At 73.2% G+C, this 14,529-nt stretch carries 15 protein-coding genes; 9 read left to right on the top strand and 6 right to left on the bottom strand.

The window, feature by feature from the left end; genetic code table 11:
• Positions 1 to 71: 71 nt before the first annotated feature.
• The 3 genes from R4Z63_RS03130 to R4Z63_RS03120 are packed head-to-tail and all read right to left on the bottom strand — an operon-like array spanning position 72 to position 2,079.
• The gene (locus tag R4Z63_RS03130) at positions 72 to 758 is read right to left on the bottom strand and encodes an HAD family hydrolase (protein ID WP_384452808.1); all 687 of its coding nucleotides are present in this window, start codon (positions 756 to 758) and stop codon (positions 72 to 74) included.
• 54 nt (positions 759 to 812) lie between these two features.
• Positions 813 to 1,292 (bottom strand): Lrp/AsnC family transcriptional regulator, encoded by a 480-nt coding sequence (locus R4Z63_RS03125; RefSeq protein WP_384452811.1) that lies wholly within the window; start codon positions 1,290 to 1,292, stop codon positions 813 to 815.
• Between the two features lie 25 nt (positions 1,293 to 1,317).
• Entirely contained in the window at positions 1,318 to 2,079 is a 762-nt protein-coding gene (locus tag R4Z63_RS03120) for a YoaK family protein (protein ID WP_384452814.1), read from the bottom strand.
• A 69-nt stretch (positions 2,080 to 2,148) separates the two neighbouring features.
• Between R4Z63_RS03120 and R4Z63_RS03115 the strand changes: the two genes are divergently transcribed.
• The 4 genes from R4Z63_RS03115 to R4Z63_RS03100 all read left to right on the top strand — a co-directional run bounded on the left by R4Z63_RS03115 (position 2,149) and on the right by R4Z63_RS03100 (position 5,314).
• On the top strand, positions 2,149 to 2,742 hold the full coding sequence (locus tag R4Z63_RS03115; protein WP_384580036.1) for a histidine phosphatase family protein: 594 nt from the start codon (positions 2,149 to 2,151) through the stop codon (positions 2,740 to 2,742).
• Between the two features lie 84 nt (positions 2,743 to 2,826).
• Positions 2,827 to 4,335, top strand: a complete 1,509-nt coding sequence (locus R4Z63_RS03110; RefSeq protein WP_384452817.1) for an APC family permease — start codon at positions 2,827 to 2,829, stop codon at positions 4,333 to 4,335.
• A gap of 9 nt (positions 4,336 to 4,344) precedes the next feature.
• Entirely contained in the window at positions 4,345 to 4,770 is a 426-nt protein-coding gene (locus R4Z63_RS03105; RefSeq protein ID WP_384452822.1) for a universal stress protein, read from the top strand.
• 34 nt (positions 4,771 to 4,804) lie between these two features.
• Positions 4,805 to 5,314, top strand: coding sequence for a GNAT family N-acetyltransferase (locus R4Z63_RS03100; RefSeq protein ID WP_384452825.1), 510 nt, complete (start codon positions 4,805 to 4,807; stop codon positions 5,312 to 5,314).
• Positions 5,315 to 5,349: 35 nt separating this feature from the next.
• Here the strand turns inward: R4Z63_RS03100 and R4Z63_RS03095 are convergent, their stop codons facing one another.
• The 3 genes from R4Z63_RS03095 to R4Z63_RS03085 form a co-directional block, all read right to left on the bottom strand.
• On the bottom strand, positions 5,350 to 6,627 hold the full coding sequence (locus R4Z63_RS03095) for a cation:proton antiporter domain-containing protein (protein ID WP_384456637.1): 1,278 nt from the start codon (positions 6,625 to 6,627) through the stop codon (positions 5,350 to 5,352).
• On the bottom strand, positions 6,614 to 7,234 hold the full coding sequence (locus R4Z63_RS03090) for a flavin reductase family protein (RefSeq protein WP_106967590.1): 621 nt from the start codon (positions 7,232 to 7,234) through the stop codon (positions 6,614 to 6,616). The genes R4Z63_RS03095 and R4Z63_RS03090 overlap by 14 nt, the downstream gene beginning before the upstream one ends.
• A gap of 84 nt (positions 7,235 to 7,318) precedes the next feature.
• Positions 7,319 to 8,920 (bottom strand): tryptophan halogenase family protein, encoded by a 1,602-nt coding sequence (locus tag R4Z63_RS03085; protein WP_037921705.1) that lies wholly within the window; start codon positions 8,918 to 8,920, stop codon positions 7,319 to 7,321.
• 175 nt (positions 8,921 to 9,095) lie between these two features.
• Between R4Z63_RS03085 and R4Z63_RS03080 the strand changes: the two genes are divergently transcribed.
• The 5 genes from R4Z63_RS03080 to R4Z63_RS03060 all read left to right on the top strand — a co-directional run bounded on the left by R4Z63_RS03080 (position 9,096) and on the right by R4Z63_RS03060 (position 14,528).
• The gene (locus R4Z63_RS03080) at positions 9,096 to 10,091 is read left to right on the top strand and encodes an AfsR/SARP family transcriptional regulator (protein ID WP_052030546.1); all 996 of its coding nucleotides are present in this window, start codon (positions 9,096 to 9,098) and stop codon (positions 10,089 to 10,091) included.
• Between the two features lie 127 nt (positions 10,092 to 10,218).
• On the top strand, positions 10,219 to 11,730 hold the full coding sequence (locus tag R4Z63_RS03075) for an aldehyde dehydrogenase family protein (RefSeq protein ID WP_384456002.1): 1,512 nt from the start codon (positions 10,219 to 10,221) through the stop codon (positions 11,728 to 11,730).
• Positions 11,727 to 13,559 (top strand): non-ribosomal peptide synthetase, encoded by a 1,833-nt coding sequence (locus tag R4Z63_RS03070; protein ID WP_384455994.1) that lies wholly within the window; start codon positions 11,727 to 11,729, stop codon positions 13,557 to 13,559. The genes R4Z63_RS03075 and R4Z63_RS03070 overlap by 4 nt, the downstream gene beginning before the upstream one ends.
• A gap of 3 nt (positions 13,560 to 13,562) precedes the next feature.
• Positions 13,563 to 14,309, top strand: coding sequence for a thioesterase II family protein (locus R4Z63_RS03065; protein ID WP_384455991.1), 747 nt, complete (start codon positions 13,563 to 13,565; stop codon positions 14,307 to 14,309).
• 18 nt (positions 14,310 to 14,327) lie between these two features.
• Positions 14,328 to 14,528, top strand: coding sequence for an MbtH family protein (locus R4Z63_RS03060; protein WP_384455999.1), 201 nt, complete (start codon positions 14,328 to 14,330; stop codon positions 14,526 to 14,528).
• Position 14,529: the final 1 nt, after the last annotated feature.

Below are 14,529 nucleotides of genomic sequence, written 5' to 3'. Positions count from 1 at the left end.
ACGTGCCGGGGGCACCGGCGGTCCGACCGCTTTGCTCCGCCCCTCGGCCGCCGCAGCTCCCCGCCGCTCCCTCAGGCGGCCGGGCCCGGGGAGCGCGTGCACAGCCACTCGTAGGCGGCGTCCGCGCTGAAACCGGACTGCCCGCCGGGGAAGAGCAGACCAGCGGACGTGAACGCCGTGTCACCGGCGATCTCCGCCGCGTAGGGGACCGCGATGCATCCCATGCCCGCTGCGCGGGCTGCCAGGGCACCCGGCGCCGCGTCCTCCACGACCACGCAGTCGGCCGGCTCGGCGCCCAGCCGCCGGGCCGCCTCCAGGAACACGTCCGGGGCAGGCTTGCCCTGAGCGACCTCCTCCGCGGAGACCGCCGTGGTCAGCAGCGCGTCCAGGCCGGTGCCCGCCAGTACGGCGTCGATGGCCGCGCGGGAGGAACCGGAGGCCACCGCCATCGGCACCCCCTCGGACCGCAGCCGTTCGACGAGCTTGCGCATCTGCGGAAAGACCTCGGTCCGGGTGCGCGCGAGTTCCAGGTAGGCGGCGTTCTGCTCGGCGAGCAGCCGCTCGACCGGCGCCCGGATGCCGTACCGGTCCCTGAGGATCTCCAGGGTCTCCCGTGTGCCGATGCCGATGAAGCGGGCGTGCTGCTCCCACGTGAAGTCGGGGACGCCGTGCGCCTCCAGCGTGCGGCGCCCGGACTCGTAGTAGTTCGGCTCGCTGTCCACGAGGGTGCCGTCGAGATCGAATATGACGGAGATCATCCGCTGTGCCCGTCCTGCCTGTCGCGTCCTGCCACACCCGTACCGGCCATCCTGTCAGGTTCTGCGGGCGTTCCTCCCCACCGCTTCCACCAAGGGCAGCAGCCGGTGTGCGACCCGCTCGCGCAGTGCCACTTCCGTCCGCGTGCGGACCACGCCCGGAAGCCGGATCAGCTGCTGGATCACGTCCTCCAGATGCGCGTTGTCCCGGGCCGCAACCCGGGTCAGCAGGTCCCCGCCACCGGTGATGGAGAAGGCCTCGATGATCTCCGGCACGGCGGCCAGCGCGTCGCCGACGTCGTCCAGGTGGCCCTGGGTGACCTCGATGTGTACGAAGGCCAGCACCGGGTGGCCCAGTGCCGCGGGGGAAAGCACCGGTCCGGTCCCGGTGATCACGCCCGTGCGCTCCAGCCGGTCCAGCCGGGCCTGGAGGGTGCCGCGGGCGACACCGAGGATCCGGGCGTACTCACGGACGCTGGTGCGCGGCTGCTCGATCAGCAGGCGCAGGATTCTGGTGTCGAGCTCGTCCACCGCCATGCCGGGACCATACCAACGGCATGGTTCACCGCCGTCGTTCCCGGCCAGTGACCCGCCCGGTGCGCGGCTGGGGCTGCTTGCGGTACGCCAGGGCCACCACCATGACCGTGGCGGCGGGTACCAGCAGCAGCCAGCCCACCGTCCAGCCGGCCCGGAGCAGCAGCAGCGCCCCGAAGACCCCGCCGGTGAAGATGGCCAGGACGGACAGGCCGCGCAGTTTCCAGCCGGCCGAACCGTACGCGTAGACCGCTTGGTGCCCCATGGCGGAGCCGCCCAGGAACGCCGTCATCGACCGGGTGACCAGCGTCGTGGGCACCCCCGGCACGTCGGCCCGCATGATCGTGGTGTTGCGCAGCCCCATCGCCAGCGCCAGGACCGCCGTCACCGCGAGGTGCCGCGGGGTCGGCGAACCGTACTGCGGCACCAGCCCCCACGCCACCACCGCGGCGGCCAGGATCAGCCCGGCCTCGACGAGGAGACCCATGACGAACCAGCGCCGCCCGCGGGCCTCCGTCACGGCCTCCAGGTGCGAACCGCAGACCACGCCGATGACGAACGCGGCCAGCGAGACGGCGGCGGGGAGCGTCGGAAGGTCGGGCGCCTGAGCGACACCGAAGGCCAGGAACAGCACGTTCCCTGTCTGCATCGCCGTGAAGGCGGGCCCGAGCGCGAGCAGGCTCACCGCCTCGATCACCCCGGTCACCGAGGTCAGGGCGACCATCAGCGCCGGCATGTGCGGCGGCAGCCGCGAACCGGCCGTCCGCCCGGCCTTCCGGTTCTCGTCCATGACGCCCGACAGTGACACGCCTGCCGTGCCCGCCGCCGCCGACATGCCGGAAGGCGTAGGGTCCGCAGGGTGAGTGATCTTCTGCTGGTGAGGCACGGTGAGACCGCCTGGAGCGCCGACGGCCGGCACACCGGGCGCACCGACGTTCCGCTGACCGCACGGGGGGTCGAGGAGGCCATCTGCCTGGCTCCCTACTTCCGGGACCGGCGGCCGGCCCTGGTGCTGACCAGCCCGCTGCGCCGGGCCGTGGCCACCGCGGAGCTCGCCGGACTCCCCGGCGCCGGCATCGACTCCGATCTGTACGAGTGGGACTACGGCGGTTACGAGGGCATCACCACCGCGGAGATCCGGCGGACCACCCCCGACTGGTCCCTGTGGACCCACGGGGTGCCGCCCGGCGACGCGGATCACCCCGGCGAGAGCGCCGCCCAGGTCGGCGCCCGCGCGGACCGGGTCCTGGCCCGGATCGCCCCCGTGCTCCGTGGGGACGACGGCGACGCGGTGCTCGTCGCCCACGGCCACTTCCTGCGCGTCCTGACCGCCCGCTACCTGCGTCTGGAACCTGAGCAGGGCCGGCTCTTCCTGCTCCGCACGGGAACCGTCAGCACGCTCTCCACGGAACACGGCCTCCCCGTGATCGCCGGCTGGAACGCCCGCGACTGACCCGCTCCCGCCGCCCGTCCCCGCCGGGTCCGCGCGGCCCCCGCTCGCCTCGCGCGCCCGGGCCGCCTGCGTGACCATTCGTACATGAGCCATGACGGTGCGGGCGACGGCCCCGGGACATCCGCCCCGGAAGCGGGGCTCAAGGCCAATGCGATCGGATTCCTCGACGCGCTCGTCATCGGTCTGAACTCGACCTCGCCCGCCTACTCCCTCGCCGCCGTCCTCGGGCCGATCGTGGCCCTCGTCGGGATCTACGCGCCGGGCGTGATCCTGGCCTCCTTCGTGCCGATGCTGATGATCGCGGCCGCCTTCTACTACCTCAACAAGGTCGACCAGGACTGCGGGACGACCTTCTCCTGGGTGACACGGGCCATGGGCCCGTGGGCGGGCTGGCTCGGCGGCTGGGCGATCGCCATGACGGGCGTTCTGGTCATCGGCTCGCTGGCCGACGTCGCCGTGAACTTCGGACTGCTCGCCTTCGGCCTGGACGACTGGGCCGCCAACGCCTGGATCCGGCAGGGCCTCACCGTCGCGGTGATCCTGGCCATGACCGCGATCTGCGTGATCGGCACCGAACTCTCCGCCCACCTGCAGGACATCCTCATCCTCGCCCAGGTCTTCTTCCTCCTGGCGTTCGCGGTGGTGGCCATCTACCGCATCTACGCCGGCACCAGCACCCTGGAGGAGATCGAGCCCAGCATCGGCTGGCTCAACCCCTTCGGCGCCGGAGGCGCCGCCCTCACCGGCGGCCTGCTCCTCGGCGTGTTCATGTACTGGGGATGGGAATCGGCGGTCAACCTCACCGAAGAGGTCGAGAACTCCGCCACGGCGCCCGGCAAGGCCGGCATCTGGTCCACCGTGATCCTCCTGGTCACCTACCTGTCCGTGTGCATCGCCGTGGTCGGCTACGCGGGCACCGCCTTCCTCGCCGAGAACGCCGCCGAGGAGGAGGCCATCTTCGCCGTGCTCGCCCACGAGGTCATGGGGGGCTGGGACTGGATGGTGCTGCTCGCCGTCTGCACCTCCGCGCTCGCCTCCACGCAGACCACGATCATTCCCGCCTCCCGCACCGCCCTGTCCATGGCCCGCCGCCACGCACTGCCCCAGCACCTCGCGCACATCCACCCGCGGTTCCTGACCCCGGACGTGAGCACCTGGTGGGTGGCCGGCATTGCCATCGGCTGGTACCTCGTCGTGAACCAGATCAGCGAGAACGCGCTCCTGGACTCGCTCACCGCGCTGTCCCTGCTCATCGCCTTCTACTACGCGCTCACCGGCCTGGCCTGCGCCGTCTACTACCGCCGCCACCTCCTGGAGAGCCCGCACAACCTCCTGCTCATCGGCGTCGGCCCGGTGGTCGGCGCCGGCCTGCTGTTCTGGCTGCTGATCGAGTCGATCGGCGACATGGCGAACCCGGAGAACTCGGCCAGCGGCGTCTCCTGGCTCGGGCTCGGCCCGCCGCTGGTCATCGGCATCGCGATCGCCCTCGTCGGCGTGCTCGTCATGTGCTTCTGGCGGGTACGGGACGGCCGGTTCTGGCAGGAGCGCCGCGGGGTCGTCGACCCGGCCCTCGTCCACCCCAGGAAGCGCTGAGGAGTCCCGATGTCCGTGGTCCTCGGATACGACGAGTCACCCGGCGCCGAGAGGGCCCTACAGGTCGCCCTGGAGGTGGCCGCCGCTTTCGGCGAACCCCTCGTCCTCGTCTACGGGGCGGCCGCTCCGGGCCCCACCGGCGAGGAGTCGCGCGCGCACCGCGAAGCCGTCCGCCAGGCGGGCCGAAGTGCCCTGGCACACGCCGTCGAGGAGGCCGACGCTGCCGGAGTGCCCTCGACGGTCGAGGTCGCCGACGAGAAGCCCGCACAGGCGCTGCTCGACGCCGCCGAACGGCACGGCGCCCGCGTCATCATCGTCGGCAGCTGGGGTGACAGCCCGATGCGCGGCGCCCTGCTGGGCTCCACCCCGCACAAGCTCCTGCACCTCTCGCCGATCCCCGTGCTGTGCGTTCCGACGGAGAGCGCGGCACGCTGAAGGGGTCGGCCGGGCCGCCTCCTAGGATGCCGTGATGACGGAACTCCAACGGCTCCGCGCCGAACACGCCCCGGCCCTGCTCGCGTTCGAACGGGCCAACCGCGCCTACTTCGCGCAGTCGGTGCCCGACCGCGGGGACGCGTACTTCGAGGACTTCGACACCCGGCACCGCGAACTCCTCGCCGGGCAGGCCGCCGGCCGCGACCACCTCCACCTGATCATCGGGGGCGGCGGGGAGGTGCTGGGACGGGTCAACCTGATCGACGTCGAGGGCGGCTCCGCCGAGCTGGGCTTCCGCGTCGCGCAGGACGCGGCCGGCCGGGGCTTGGCCACCCGCGCGGTCCGGCAGGTCCTGGTGCTGGCGGCACGGACGTACGGGCTGCGGACCCTGCGCGCCTGCGCGGACGTCGGCAACACCGGATCGCGCACGGTCCTGGAGCGCACCGGCTTCGTGCCGGTGGAGGAGACCGTCCTGGACGGCCGCCCCACGATCCGCTACGTACGGGACCTGGGGGCGGGACGGCAGCGGCCGGCGGGTGCCTGAACAGCCGTCAGGCACCCGCCGGCCGGGTCCGGCCGTCAGGGGCGGGACAGCGCGCCCTCGGGCGGGGCCGACACCCCGTCCCGCGCGGTCACCTCCCTGGCTCGCAGCCGGGTCAGCGCCGGGCTGGTGACCGCCGTCGTCACCAGCGCCATCAACACCAGCATGGTGAACAACTCCGGTCCGATGACGCCGAGTTCCAGCCCGACGTTGAGCACCACCAGCTCGGTCAGCCCACGGCAGTTCAGCACGGCGCCGATCGACAGGGCCTCCCGCCACGGTCTTCCACAGGCGCGTGCCGCGCCCGCGGCGCCGCCCCACTTGCCGAGGAAGGCCACCGCCAGGATCGCGCCCGTCCAGAGCCACATCCCGGGCGAGCCCGTCAGGCTGCCGAGGTCGGTGCGCAGGCCCGTGTGCACGAAGAACAGCGGCAGCAGAACGGGCACCGTGAAGGCGCGCAGCCGGGCCGCAGAGACCTCTATGCGCCCACCGGTGCGCGGGGTGACCACGCCGAAGAGGAAGGCGCCGAACAGCGCGTGCACGCCGATCAGGTCGGTGGCCAGCGCGGACACGCTCAGCCCGCTGAAGAGCGCCACCAGGACCGCGGCGTCCCCGGCCCGGTCGGCGCGGACCGCCCAGCGGGCCAGCAGCGGCCGCACCGCGTACAGCATGAACAGGGTGAAGGCCACGGCGAGGCCGGCCGTGGTGGCCGCCTCCATCGGGGACCCGGCCGTGGCGAGGGCCACGACCAGGGCGAGCAGGCACCACGCGACGACGTCGTCCACGGCCGCGCAGGCCATCGCGAGGACGCCGAGCGGTGTCCCGTACAGGCCCCGGTCGGTGAGGATGCGGGCCAGGACCGGGAAGGCCGTGATGCTCATGGCCACTGCCATGAACAGGGTGAACGGCATCCGTCCCACACCGTCCGGGGCGAAGCCGTCGTACATCGCGATCGCCAGGAGCGCGCCCAGCACCAGCGGCAGCAGCATCCCGGCCTGGCTCACCGCCACCGCGACGCGGGTGTGGCCGCGCAGGCTCTTCAGGTCGAGCTCCAGCCCGACCAGGAACATGAAGGCGAGCAGCCCGAGTTGGCCGAGCACCGAGGTGTACGGCAGGACGGACGCGGGGAACAGCGCCTGCTGGGCCTGTGGCCAGATCCAGCCCAGCAGGGACGGGCCCAGCAGGATGCCGGTGGCGATCTCGCCCACCACCGGGGGCTGGCCGAACCGGCGACAGACGGCGGCTCCCGCCTGGCAGGCGAGGATCACGGCCGGAACGGCGACCAGCAGTGCCGGCAGCGGGTCAGCGGACGGCACGGGCGTCTCCTTCGGGAGCGCCGGGGTGCAGGGCGGCGGCCGGGTCGAGGCGGGCGTCCGGCGGCGGGACCGCGGCCGCCTGCGACCACTGCGCGTAGCGGCGCAGGCCGTACAACAGGGGCTGCGGATCGTCCCGTACGCTCACCCGGTGGACCTCGGCGAACACGGCCGTGTGGTCGCCGAAGCCGACGGTCCTGACGACGGCGCAGTCCGCGACGGCGTGCGCGTCCGCGGTCAGGTGCGGCCCGCCCGCCCCCAGGGGCAGCCGCCACTCGACGCGCTCGAAGCGGTCGGGTGCGCCCGAGGCGAACAGGTCGGAAGCACCCCGGGCGCGCTCGTGCAGCAGGTTGAGGGCGAAGGCCCCCTGGTCGAGGACCACCGCGAGAGTGGGGCTCGCCGCCCGGACGCACACCACGATGGTGGGCGGGTCGAGCGCGACACTCGCGACGGAACTGCAGGTCAGGCCGTGGGGCAGGGTGTCCGAATCCAGAGTGGTCACGATGGACACCCCGCTGGGGAAGGCCGCCATGAAGGGCCGGAGGTCCGTGCGGCGGCCTCTGGCGGACTCGTCCGGCGCGGCGGGATGGGGCGCGGAGCGGTGGGGCATGTCTGACTCCTGAGGTGGCTGGAAGCGACCGCGGCCCGGCAGCCGGCGGAGAGCCGTGCTGCCGGGCCGCGGTCGCGGAGGGCCTTACGCGCCGTGCAGTTGGCGCAGGTAGTCGTACGCGCTGGGGAGGGTCTCCAGCAGGTTCTGCTGCTGGCGCTTGACGGTGTCGAAGAGCGGCTCGGCGCCGGCCACCGATTCGGGCCGGTGCGCGAGGGTGGGCAGCGGGGCGTCCGGCTCCAGGCCGAGGCCGGCGAAGATGCAGTAGTAGCTGCCGTTGGTCCAGAAGTTGCGGAACTCCGCCTCGAAGTTGCCGTAGTAGGTGGACTCGTCGGTGATCGGGGAGTTGATGGGCAGACCCGCCTTGTAGGCGGAGATCTTCTGCTTGATGTTGTCCGGCAGCACGAGCTTCTTGTTGGCCTGCCAGAACGGCGTGTCGTTGCGCGGCGCGTAGAAGAAGTGCGCCTGGATGAAGTCGCGGGTGTCGTCGAACATCACCTCGATCTCGTGGTTGAAGCTGTCGATCAGACCCTCGTTGAAGGTCTTGTCCGGGAAGTGCTTGGCCAGCTGGTAGATCGCGGCCGTGATGAAGTAGATGCCGGTCGACTCCAGTGGCTCCAGGAAGCAGGACGACAGGCCGATGCTGACGACGTTCTTCACCCACGCTCGGCGGTTGCGGCCGACCCGGAAGCGGATGTGGTTGAACTTCGTCTCCTCGACGTCCAGGCCCCACATGTCGGCGAACTCGCGGGTGGCGGCGTCCTGGTCGGTGAACTTGCTGGAGTACACGTAGCCGGTGCCGAAGCGGCCCAGCATGGGGATCTTCCACGCCCAGCCCGACGACATGGCGATGGCCGAGGTGTACGGCTCCACCCCGTTCGCCTCGTCGTCGTGCGGGACGGCCGTTGCCACCGCGCTGTCGCACAGCAGGTGGTCGCTCATGTCGATGAACGGCTCCTGCATCGCCTGGTTGATCAGCAGCCCGCGGAAGCCCGAGCAGTCCACGAACAGGTCGGCGTCCAGCGCCAGTCCGCCCTTGGTGTGCAGTGTCGTCACGTGTCCGCGGGAGTCCTGCTCGGCCCGCACCATCTCGTCCTGCACGTGGTTGACGCCCTGCTTCTCGGTGGCGAAGCGGCGCAGGAAGTCGGCCACCAGCTGGGCGTCGAAGTGCCAGGCGTACCGGGTCGCCGGGCGACCGTCGAGCCAGCGCGGCGCCTTCATCGCGTCCATCACGGGGGGCTCGCGGAAGCAGGCGTAGTCGAACGGCTCGGTGGTGCGGCCCTCGTACTTGCGCTTGAACCAGTAGTGCGACAGCGGCGTCTGGTCGTAGTCGGGCAGCAGCCCGAAGGGGTGGTAGAAGTGGTCCGGGCCGCCGCCCGGCAGCTCCCGGGCCGTCGACTCGCCCTGCCCGTCGGTGCGCCAGTTCACGAAGCGCACGGCCATCTTGAAGCTGGCGTTGCACTCCCGCATCCACTCGTCCTCGGCGATTCCCAGGTAGTCGAAGAACGAACGCTGGAGATTGGGCACGGTGGCCTCGCCGACCCCGATGCGCGGGATCGTCGGGGCCTCCAGGACGGTGATGTCGACCGTTCCCTGGAGCGCCTTGCCGAGATACGCGGCCGTCATCCAGCCGGCCGTGCCGCCTCCCAGGATGACGACCTTCTGAAGCCGGGTGTCGGTGCTGGTCATGAAACAGCCCTCATTTCGGAGTCGGCGGTTCGGGTGGTCGTGCTCATCAGTGTCGAAAAACGCCCTATCACCGCCCTACACCGCAAGGATCCGGCCGTTGTAGGCCCGATATAGGCCCCCCGAACACACTCTTCGCAGGCAGAGCGGCAGGCGGGACGACGACCGGGAGGACGCGATGACCACCGCAGCGACCGAGAAAGCGGGGCCGGCGGTACGCGTCCGCTTCCTGGGCGATTTCGAGCTGACCGTGAACGGCACCCCCGTGCGGCGCTGGCGCGCCGGCAAGGCCCGCGGCCTCTTCCAGTACCTGGTGGTCCACCGCGGCCAGATGCTCACCCGCGACCGGCTCTATGCGTCCCTGTGGCCCGGCACCGACAGCACCGCGGGCAGCTCGCTCAAGGTCGCCGCCCACGCCCTGCGCCGGGTGCTCGACGCCCACCCCGACCGGCCCGGGGACTCCGGGATCCAGCTGGTCTACCGCGACTTCGGCTACGTCCTGCACGTCGCCGGCCTGTGGTGCGACCTCGACCGCTTCCAGGAACTCGTGCACGCCGGCCTGCGGGCCGCCACCGCCGGCGACACCGCGCTCGCCCGGACCCGGCTGCGGGCCGCGATCGCCCTCTACGGCGGGGAGTTCCTGCGCGGCGAGAGCGCCGACTGGGTCGTCGAACAGCGCGAGTACCTCCGGGCGCTGGTGCTGCGGGCACTGGGCGTGCTGCGCGCGGACGCCGAGGAACGCGAGGACTTCGTGGAGCTCATCGAGCTCTGCAAGCGCACCCTGGAGATCGACCGCCACCACGAGGAGACCTACCGCGCGCTGATGGCCGCCCACGGCCGGCGCGGCGAGCTGGCCTGCGTACGCCGCTGGTACGAGCTGTGCGCCCGCCGGCTGCGCGACGAGCTGGCGGTGGCGCCGGGCGCGGAGACCCAGCGGCTGCTGCGCTCCCTGATCCCGGCCGCCGCCCGCAGCGCCGCTCCGGCACCGGCCTCCGTCGGCGGCGCCCCCGCCACGGTCCGCGCGCTGCGGCCCGCAGGGCGCCAGCCCGGAACGCCCCCGTGGACCGCGGAGGTCCGTACGACCGTCACCCTGGCCCGCCCCGTCCGCAGGGCCAGGCCCGACACCCGGGCCCCGGCCGTCCTGGCCCGCACCGCGGACCCCGCGACCGCGTGACCGACGCAGCTGTTCAGCGAGCCCGTCAACTCCGTGACCGAGTGAGGAACCCACCGTGACCGTGCTGACCGTGCCGACCGTGCCGCAGGACTCCAGACCGCCCGGCGGCGAACCGAACGAGGCACCCCTGCCGCCCCGTTACACCGACCAGTGGATCGGCGGCGCCTGGGTCGCCTCCGACACCGACGGCCGCCTCGTGGTGACCGACCCCGCCACTGAGCGCGCCCTGGCCACCGTGCCCGCCGGCACCGCCCGGGACGCCGACCTCGCCGCCCGCGCGGCCGCCGCGGCCTTCGAGGGCTGGGCTGCCACCCCGCTGCGCGAACGCACCGCTCTGCTGCGCAGGGTCGTCGAGGCCATGGAGGCACGGGCCGACCGCTTCGCCGAGGTCATCACCGCCGAGGTGGGCGCGCCCACCCGGATGGCCCGCCACACCCACGTCGGGCTCTCCCTCGGCATGGCCGCGCACTGCGTCGAGACCGCAGCCTCCTACTCCTTCGAGGAGCGCGTGGGCCACTCGCTCGTCGTGCGCGAAGCGGCGGGGGTCGCCGCTTGCATCACCCCGTGGAACACCCCGCTGCTGCTCACCGTGCAGAAGATCCTCCCGGCGCTCGCGGCCGGCTGCACCGTGGTGCACAAGCCGAGCGAGATCACCCCGCTGCACGCCCGGCTGTTGGCCGAGGCCATCGCCGAGGCGGACCTGCCGCCCGGGGTCTTCAACATGGTCGTCGGCACCGGCGACACCGTCGGGACCGCGCTGGTCGCCCATCCGCTGGTCGACGTCGTCTCCCTGACCGGTTCCACCCGGGCCGGACGCGACGTCTCCGCGCTCGGCGCCGACCGCCTCAAGCGCGTCCACCTCGAACTCGGCGGCAAGAACGCCAGCCTCCTCCTCGACGACGCCGACCTGGCCCCGGCCGTCGCCGCCACCGTCGACCAGATGCTCTTCAACACCGGCCAGACCTGCCTGCAGTGGAGCCGGCTGCTGGTGCCGCGCGAGCGCCAGGACGAGGCCGTGGAGCTCGCCGTCCGGGCCATGGACGGCTACGTCACCGGCGACCCGCGCGACCCCGCGACCGATCTCGGCCCGCTGGTGTCCGCGGCCGCGCACGCCCGTGTCACCGCGTACATCCGCCGCGGCGCCGAGGAAGGCGGAGCCCGTCTGGTCCACGGCGGCCCCGACCGGCCCGCCGGCCTCGACACCGGCTACTACGTCCGGCCGACGGTCTTCGCCGACGTCGACCCGCTCACCACGATCGCCCAGGAGGAGATCTTCGGGCCGGTGCTGTCCGTCATCCCCTACGACGACGAGGAGCAGGCCGTCCGGATCGTCAACGGCACCCGCTACGGGCTGCACGGCGCGGTCTGGTCCGGCGACGACGCCCGCGCCCAGCGGATGGCGCGCCGCTTCCGCTCCGGCCTGGTCGACGTGAACGGCGGCCAGTTCAACCCGGCCGCACCGTTCGGCGGGTTCAAGCAGTCCGGGATCGGCCGAGAGTGCGGCACCGCCGGGCTGGAGGCCTTCCTGGAGACCAAGTCGATGCAGCTCCCGCAGGGCGCGGGGGACCAGGTGGTGGGTCCGCGGCTGCGGGCCACCGAGGCCGCCCGCCCCGTGGACACCGAGAGGAACGACGGATGACCGAGCCCCTTGCCGGGCCGCCCGGGGCGAACGCCCTGGGCGGGCTCCCGCCGCTGTTCGCCCGCCTGGAACGGTGGACCCGCGAACAGCCGAACGAGACCGCGGTCAAGGCCGTGGACGGGAATCTCACCTACGCCGCGCTGACCGCCCGCACCGCCCGGTACGCCGCCGCCCTCGCCCGCGCCGGAGTCGGCCCGGAGACCTCGGTCGGGCTCCTGCTGGGACGTTCCCGGGAGAGCGTGCCCGCCCTCCTCGCCGTCTGGAGCCTGGGCGGGACCGCCGTACCGCTGGACCCCGGGCACCCCGTGGAACGCCTCGGCGGCGTACTGCGCGACGCCGGGGCCGCCGTCCTGGTCGCCACCGGGGTGCCCGCCGGCCTGGAAGCGGGCGGGACCGAACTCCTGACCCCCCGCGAGGTCCGCCGCGGCGCCCCCGGGGCGCTCGCCGTGTCCCCGCCCGCCCCCGACAACTGCGCCTACCTCATCTACACCTCCGGAACCACCGGCCGTCCCAAGGGCGTCGAGGTCACCTACCGCGGCCTGGACACCTTCGTCGAGGCCCTCCGCGGACTCGGCCTGCCGCCCGGCGGTCTGGGCCTCAACGCCGTCTCGCCCGCCTTCGACGGCTGGCTCTGGTGCACCCTCCTCTACCTCGTGCACGGCCAGGGGGTGGCCCTCACCGACCTCTCCCTCGACGGACTGCGGCAGGCCGCGGCGGAGGGCCGCGAGCCGCTGCCCGCCGGACTGCGCACCGTCTCCCTCACACCGTCGCTGCTCGCCGCCCACGGCGCGGGACTCGAATCCGCCGAGGTGGTCGTCGTCGCCGGGGAGGCCTGCCCGGCCGCACTGGCCGAGCGGTTCGCCCGGGACCGCCGCCTGCTCAACGTGTACGGGCCGACGGAGGTGACCATCGCCGCCACCTGGGCCGACAGTCGACGAGGGGACGACGTGACCGGAATCGGACGACCGCTGCCCGGCTACCGGGCGTACGTGCTGGACGAGGAGCTGCGGCCGGTGCCCGCGGGTGCCGAGGGCGAGCTCTACCTGGGCGGGCCCGCCGTCGCCCGCGGCTACCGGGGCCGCCCCGGCCTGACCGCCAGCCGCTTCCTGCCCGACCCCTTCCAGGGCGGCGGCACCCGCATGTACCGCACCGGCGACGTGGTGGTCCGCCGCGACGGCGGCGAACTGGAGTACCGGGGCCGCCGGGACGACCAGGTCAAGATCCGCGGCCACCGCATCGAGCTCGGCGAGATCGAGCGCGTCGCCGCAGAACTCCCCGAGGTCGTCGCCGCCGCCTGCTGCCCGCTGGCCTCGGGACAGGCCCTCGGCCTCGCCGTCGTCGCCGCCCCCGGCGTCGACGACCCGGACGGGCTCGCCGGCCGGGTCGTCGAACGCTGCCGCAAGCAGTTGCCCGCCGCGGCGGTACCGGGCACGGTGCGGGTACTGGACCGGATCCCGACCCTGACCACCGGCAAGGCCGACCGGGTTGCGCTGGCCCGGGCCCTGGAGCAGCCGGAAGACGGCGCCGGAAGCGGCGCGGCCGGGGACGGCGCGGTGAGCGCGAGCGAGCGCACCGTGATGACGGTCTGGGCCGAGGTGCTCGCCACCGAGGTCCCCGGCCCCGAGTCGGACTTCTTCGACCTCGGCGGTCACTCCCTGGCGGCCGCCCGAGCGGTCTCCGAGCTGCGCCGTGCCACCGGACTGCGGGTCGGCCTCGGTGCGCTCCTGGCCCGGCCGACGGTCACCGACGTCGCCGCCGAGATCGACCGGCTGGCGGCCGAACAGGGCGGGTCCGCAGCCGATGCGGCCGGCGCCGCCGAAGGGGCGTAGGCCATGGGCACCTGGATCTCCACCTGGACGGCGGAGCCCGCCGACCCGGCCCTGCCGGTACTGCTCTGCCTGCCCCCCGCCGGGGCCGGCTGCCAGCAGTTCCGCGCCTGGCAGCCCGCGCTCGACGGCACCGCGCAGGTGTACGGCGTACAGCTGCCGGGCCGCGAGAACCGCTGGCGGGAGCCGATGCCGGACACCTTCGACGAAGCCGTCGAGGCCATCGCGGCCGAACTGGTGTCCGTCGTCGGGAACCGGCCGCTGATCGTCTTCGGCCACAGTTTCGGCGGCCTCCTCGGCTACGAGGTGTCTCGCCGTGTCACCCCGCGGGCCCTGGTGGTCAGTGGCTGTCGGGCCCCCGGCCACTGGACCGGCGCCGGACGCGGCATCGTCGACGACGGTGAGGAGCTGGACAAGCTCTTCGACACGGCCGACCTCGACCCGCGGCTGCTCGACGAGGACACCCGGGCCCTGATGGTCGGGATGCTCCGCAAGGACGCCCAGCTCTCCCTGAGCTATGTCCACCAGCCGGGCACCCGGCTGTCCGTGCCCGTCCACGCCTGGGGCGCCGATGGCGACGAGACCGTCAGCGCGGCCGAACTGGACGGCTGGGCGGAGGTCACCACCGCCGGCTTCACCCGGCACAGCACCACCGGCGGACACCATGCCGTACTGCGCCGCCCGCAGCCCGTACTGGACCACTTGACCGCCCTGTTGCGGGGCGAGGGCGCCCCCCTCGCCCCGACCGCCTGACAGCCCGCCCGCACCCATCTGCCGAGTCCGGAGGACACCGTGCCCACCACCCACCAGGTCCTCGTGAACCACGAGGGGCAGTACGCGCTGTACCCCGCCACGCGCGAGACGCCCGACGGCTGGACGCCGGCCGGCTTCGACGGCACCGAGGACGAATGCGCCGCCTTCGTCGACGCCCACTGGCCCGACACCCGCCCGCTCAGCCTGCGAGGAGCCTGAG

This window comes from Streptomyces sp. PL-29, assembly GCF_058344425.1.
The sequence above is the reverse complement of the archived record's forward strand: the minus strand, read 5'-3'. Positions and strand labels throughout refer to the sequence as shown.

Bases quoted from the DNA above. Each gene is read 5' to 3' on its own strand.
- R4Z63_RS03070 (WP_384455994.1), top strand. From the start codon at position 11,727: ATGACCGAGCCCCTTGCCGGGCCGCCCGGGGCGAACGCCCTGGGCGGG.
- R4Z63_RS03085 (WP_037921705.1), bottom strand. From the start codon at position 8,920: ATGACCAGCACCGACACCCGGCTTCAGAAGGTCGTCATCCTGGGAGGC.
- R4Z63_RS03105 (WP_384452822.1), top strand. From the start codon at position 4,345: ATGTCCGTGGTCCTCGGATACGACGAGTCACCCGGCGCCGAGAGGGCC.
- R4Z63_RS03125 (WP_384452811.1), bottom strand. From the start codon at position 1,292: ATGGCGGTGGACGAGCTCGACACCAGAATCCTGCGCCTGCTGATCGAG.
- R4Z63_RS03065 (WP_384455991.1), top strand. From the start codon at position 13,563: ATGGGCACCTGGATCTCCACCTGGACGGCGGAGCCCGCCGACCCGGCC.
- R4Z63_RS03110 (WP_384452817.1), top strand. From the start codon at position 2,827: ATGAGCCATGACGGTGCGGGCGACGGCCCCGGGACATCCGCCCCGGAA.
- R4Z63_RS03100 (WP_384452825.1), top strand. From the start codon at position 4,805: ATGACGGAACTCCAACGGCTCCGCGCCGAACACGCCCCGGCCCTGCTC.
- R4Z63_RS03130 (WP_384452808.1), bottom strand. From the start codon at position 758: ATGATCTCCGTCATATTCGATCTCGACGGCACCCTCGTGGACAGCGAG.
- R4Z63_RS03080 (WP_052030546.1), top strand. From the start codon at position 9,096: ATGACCACCGCAGCGACCGAGAAAGCGGGGCCGGCGGTACGCGTCCGC.
- R4Z63_RS03120 (WP_384452814.1), bottom strand. From the start codon at position 2,079: ATGGACGAGAACCGGAAGGCCGGGCGGACGGCCGGTTCGCGGCTGCCG.
- R4Z63_RS03090 (WP_106967590.1), bottom strand. From the start codon at position 7,234: ATGCCCCACCGCTCCGCGCCCCATCCCGCCGCGCCGGACGAGTCCGCC.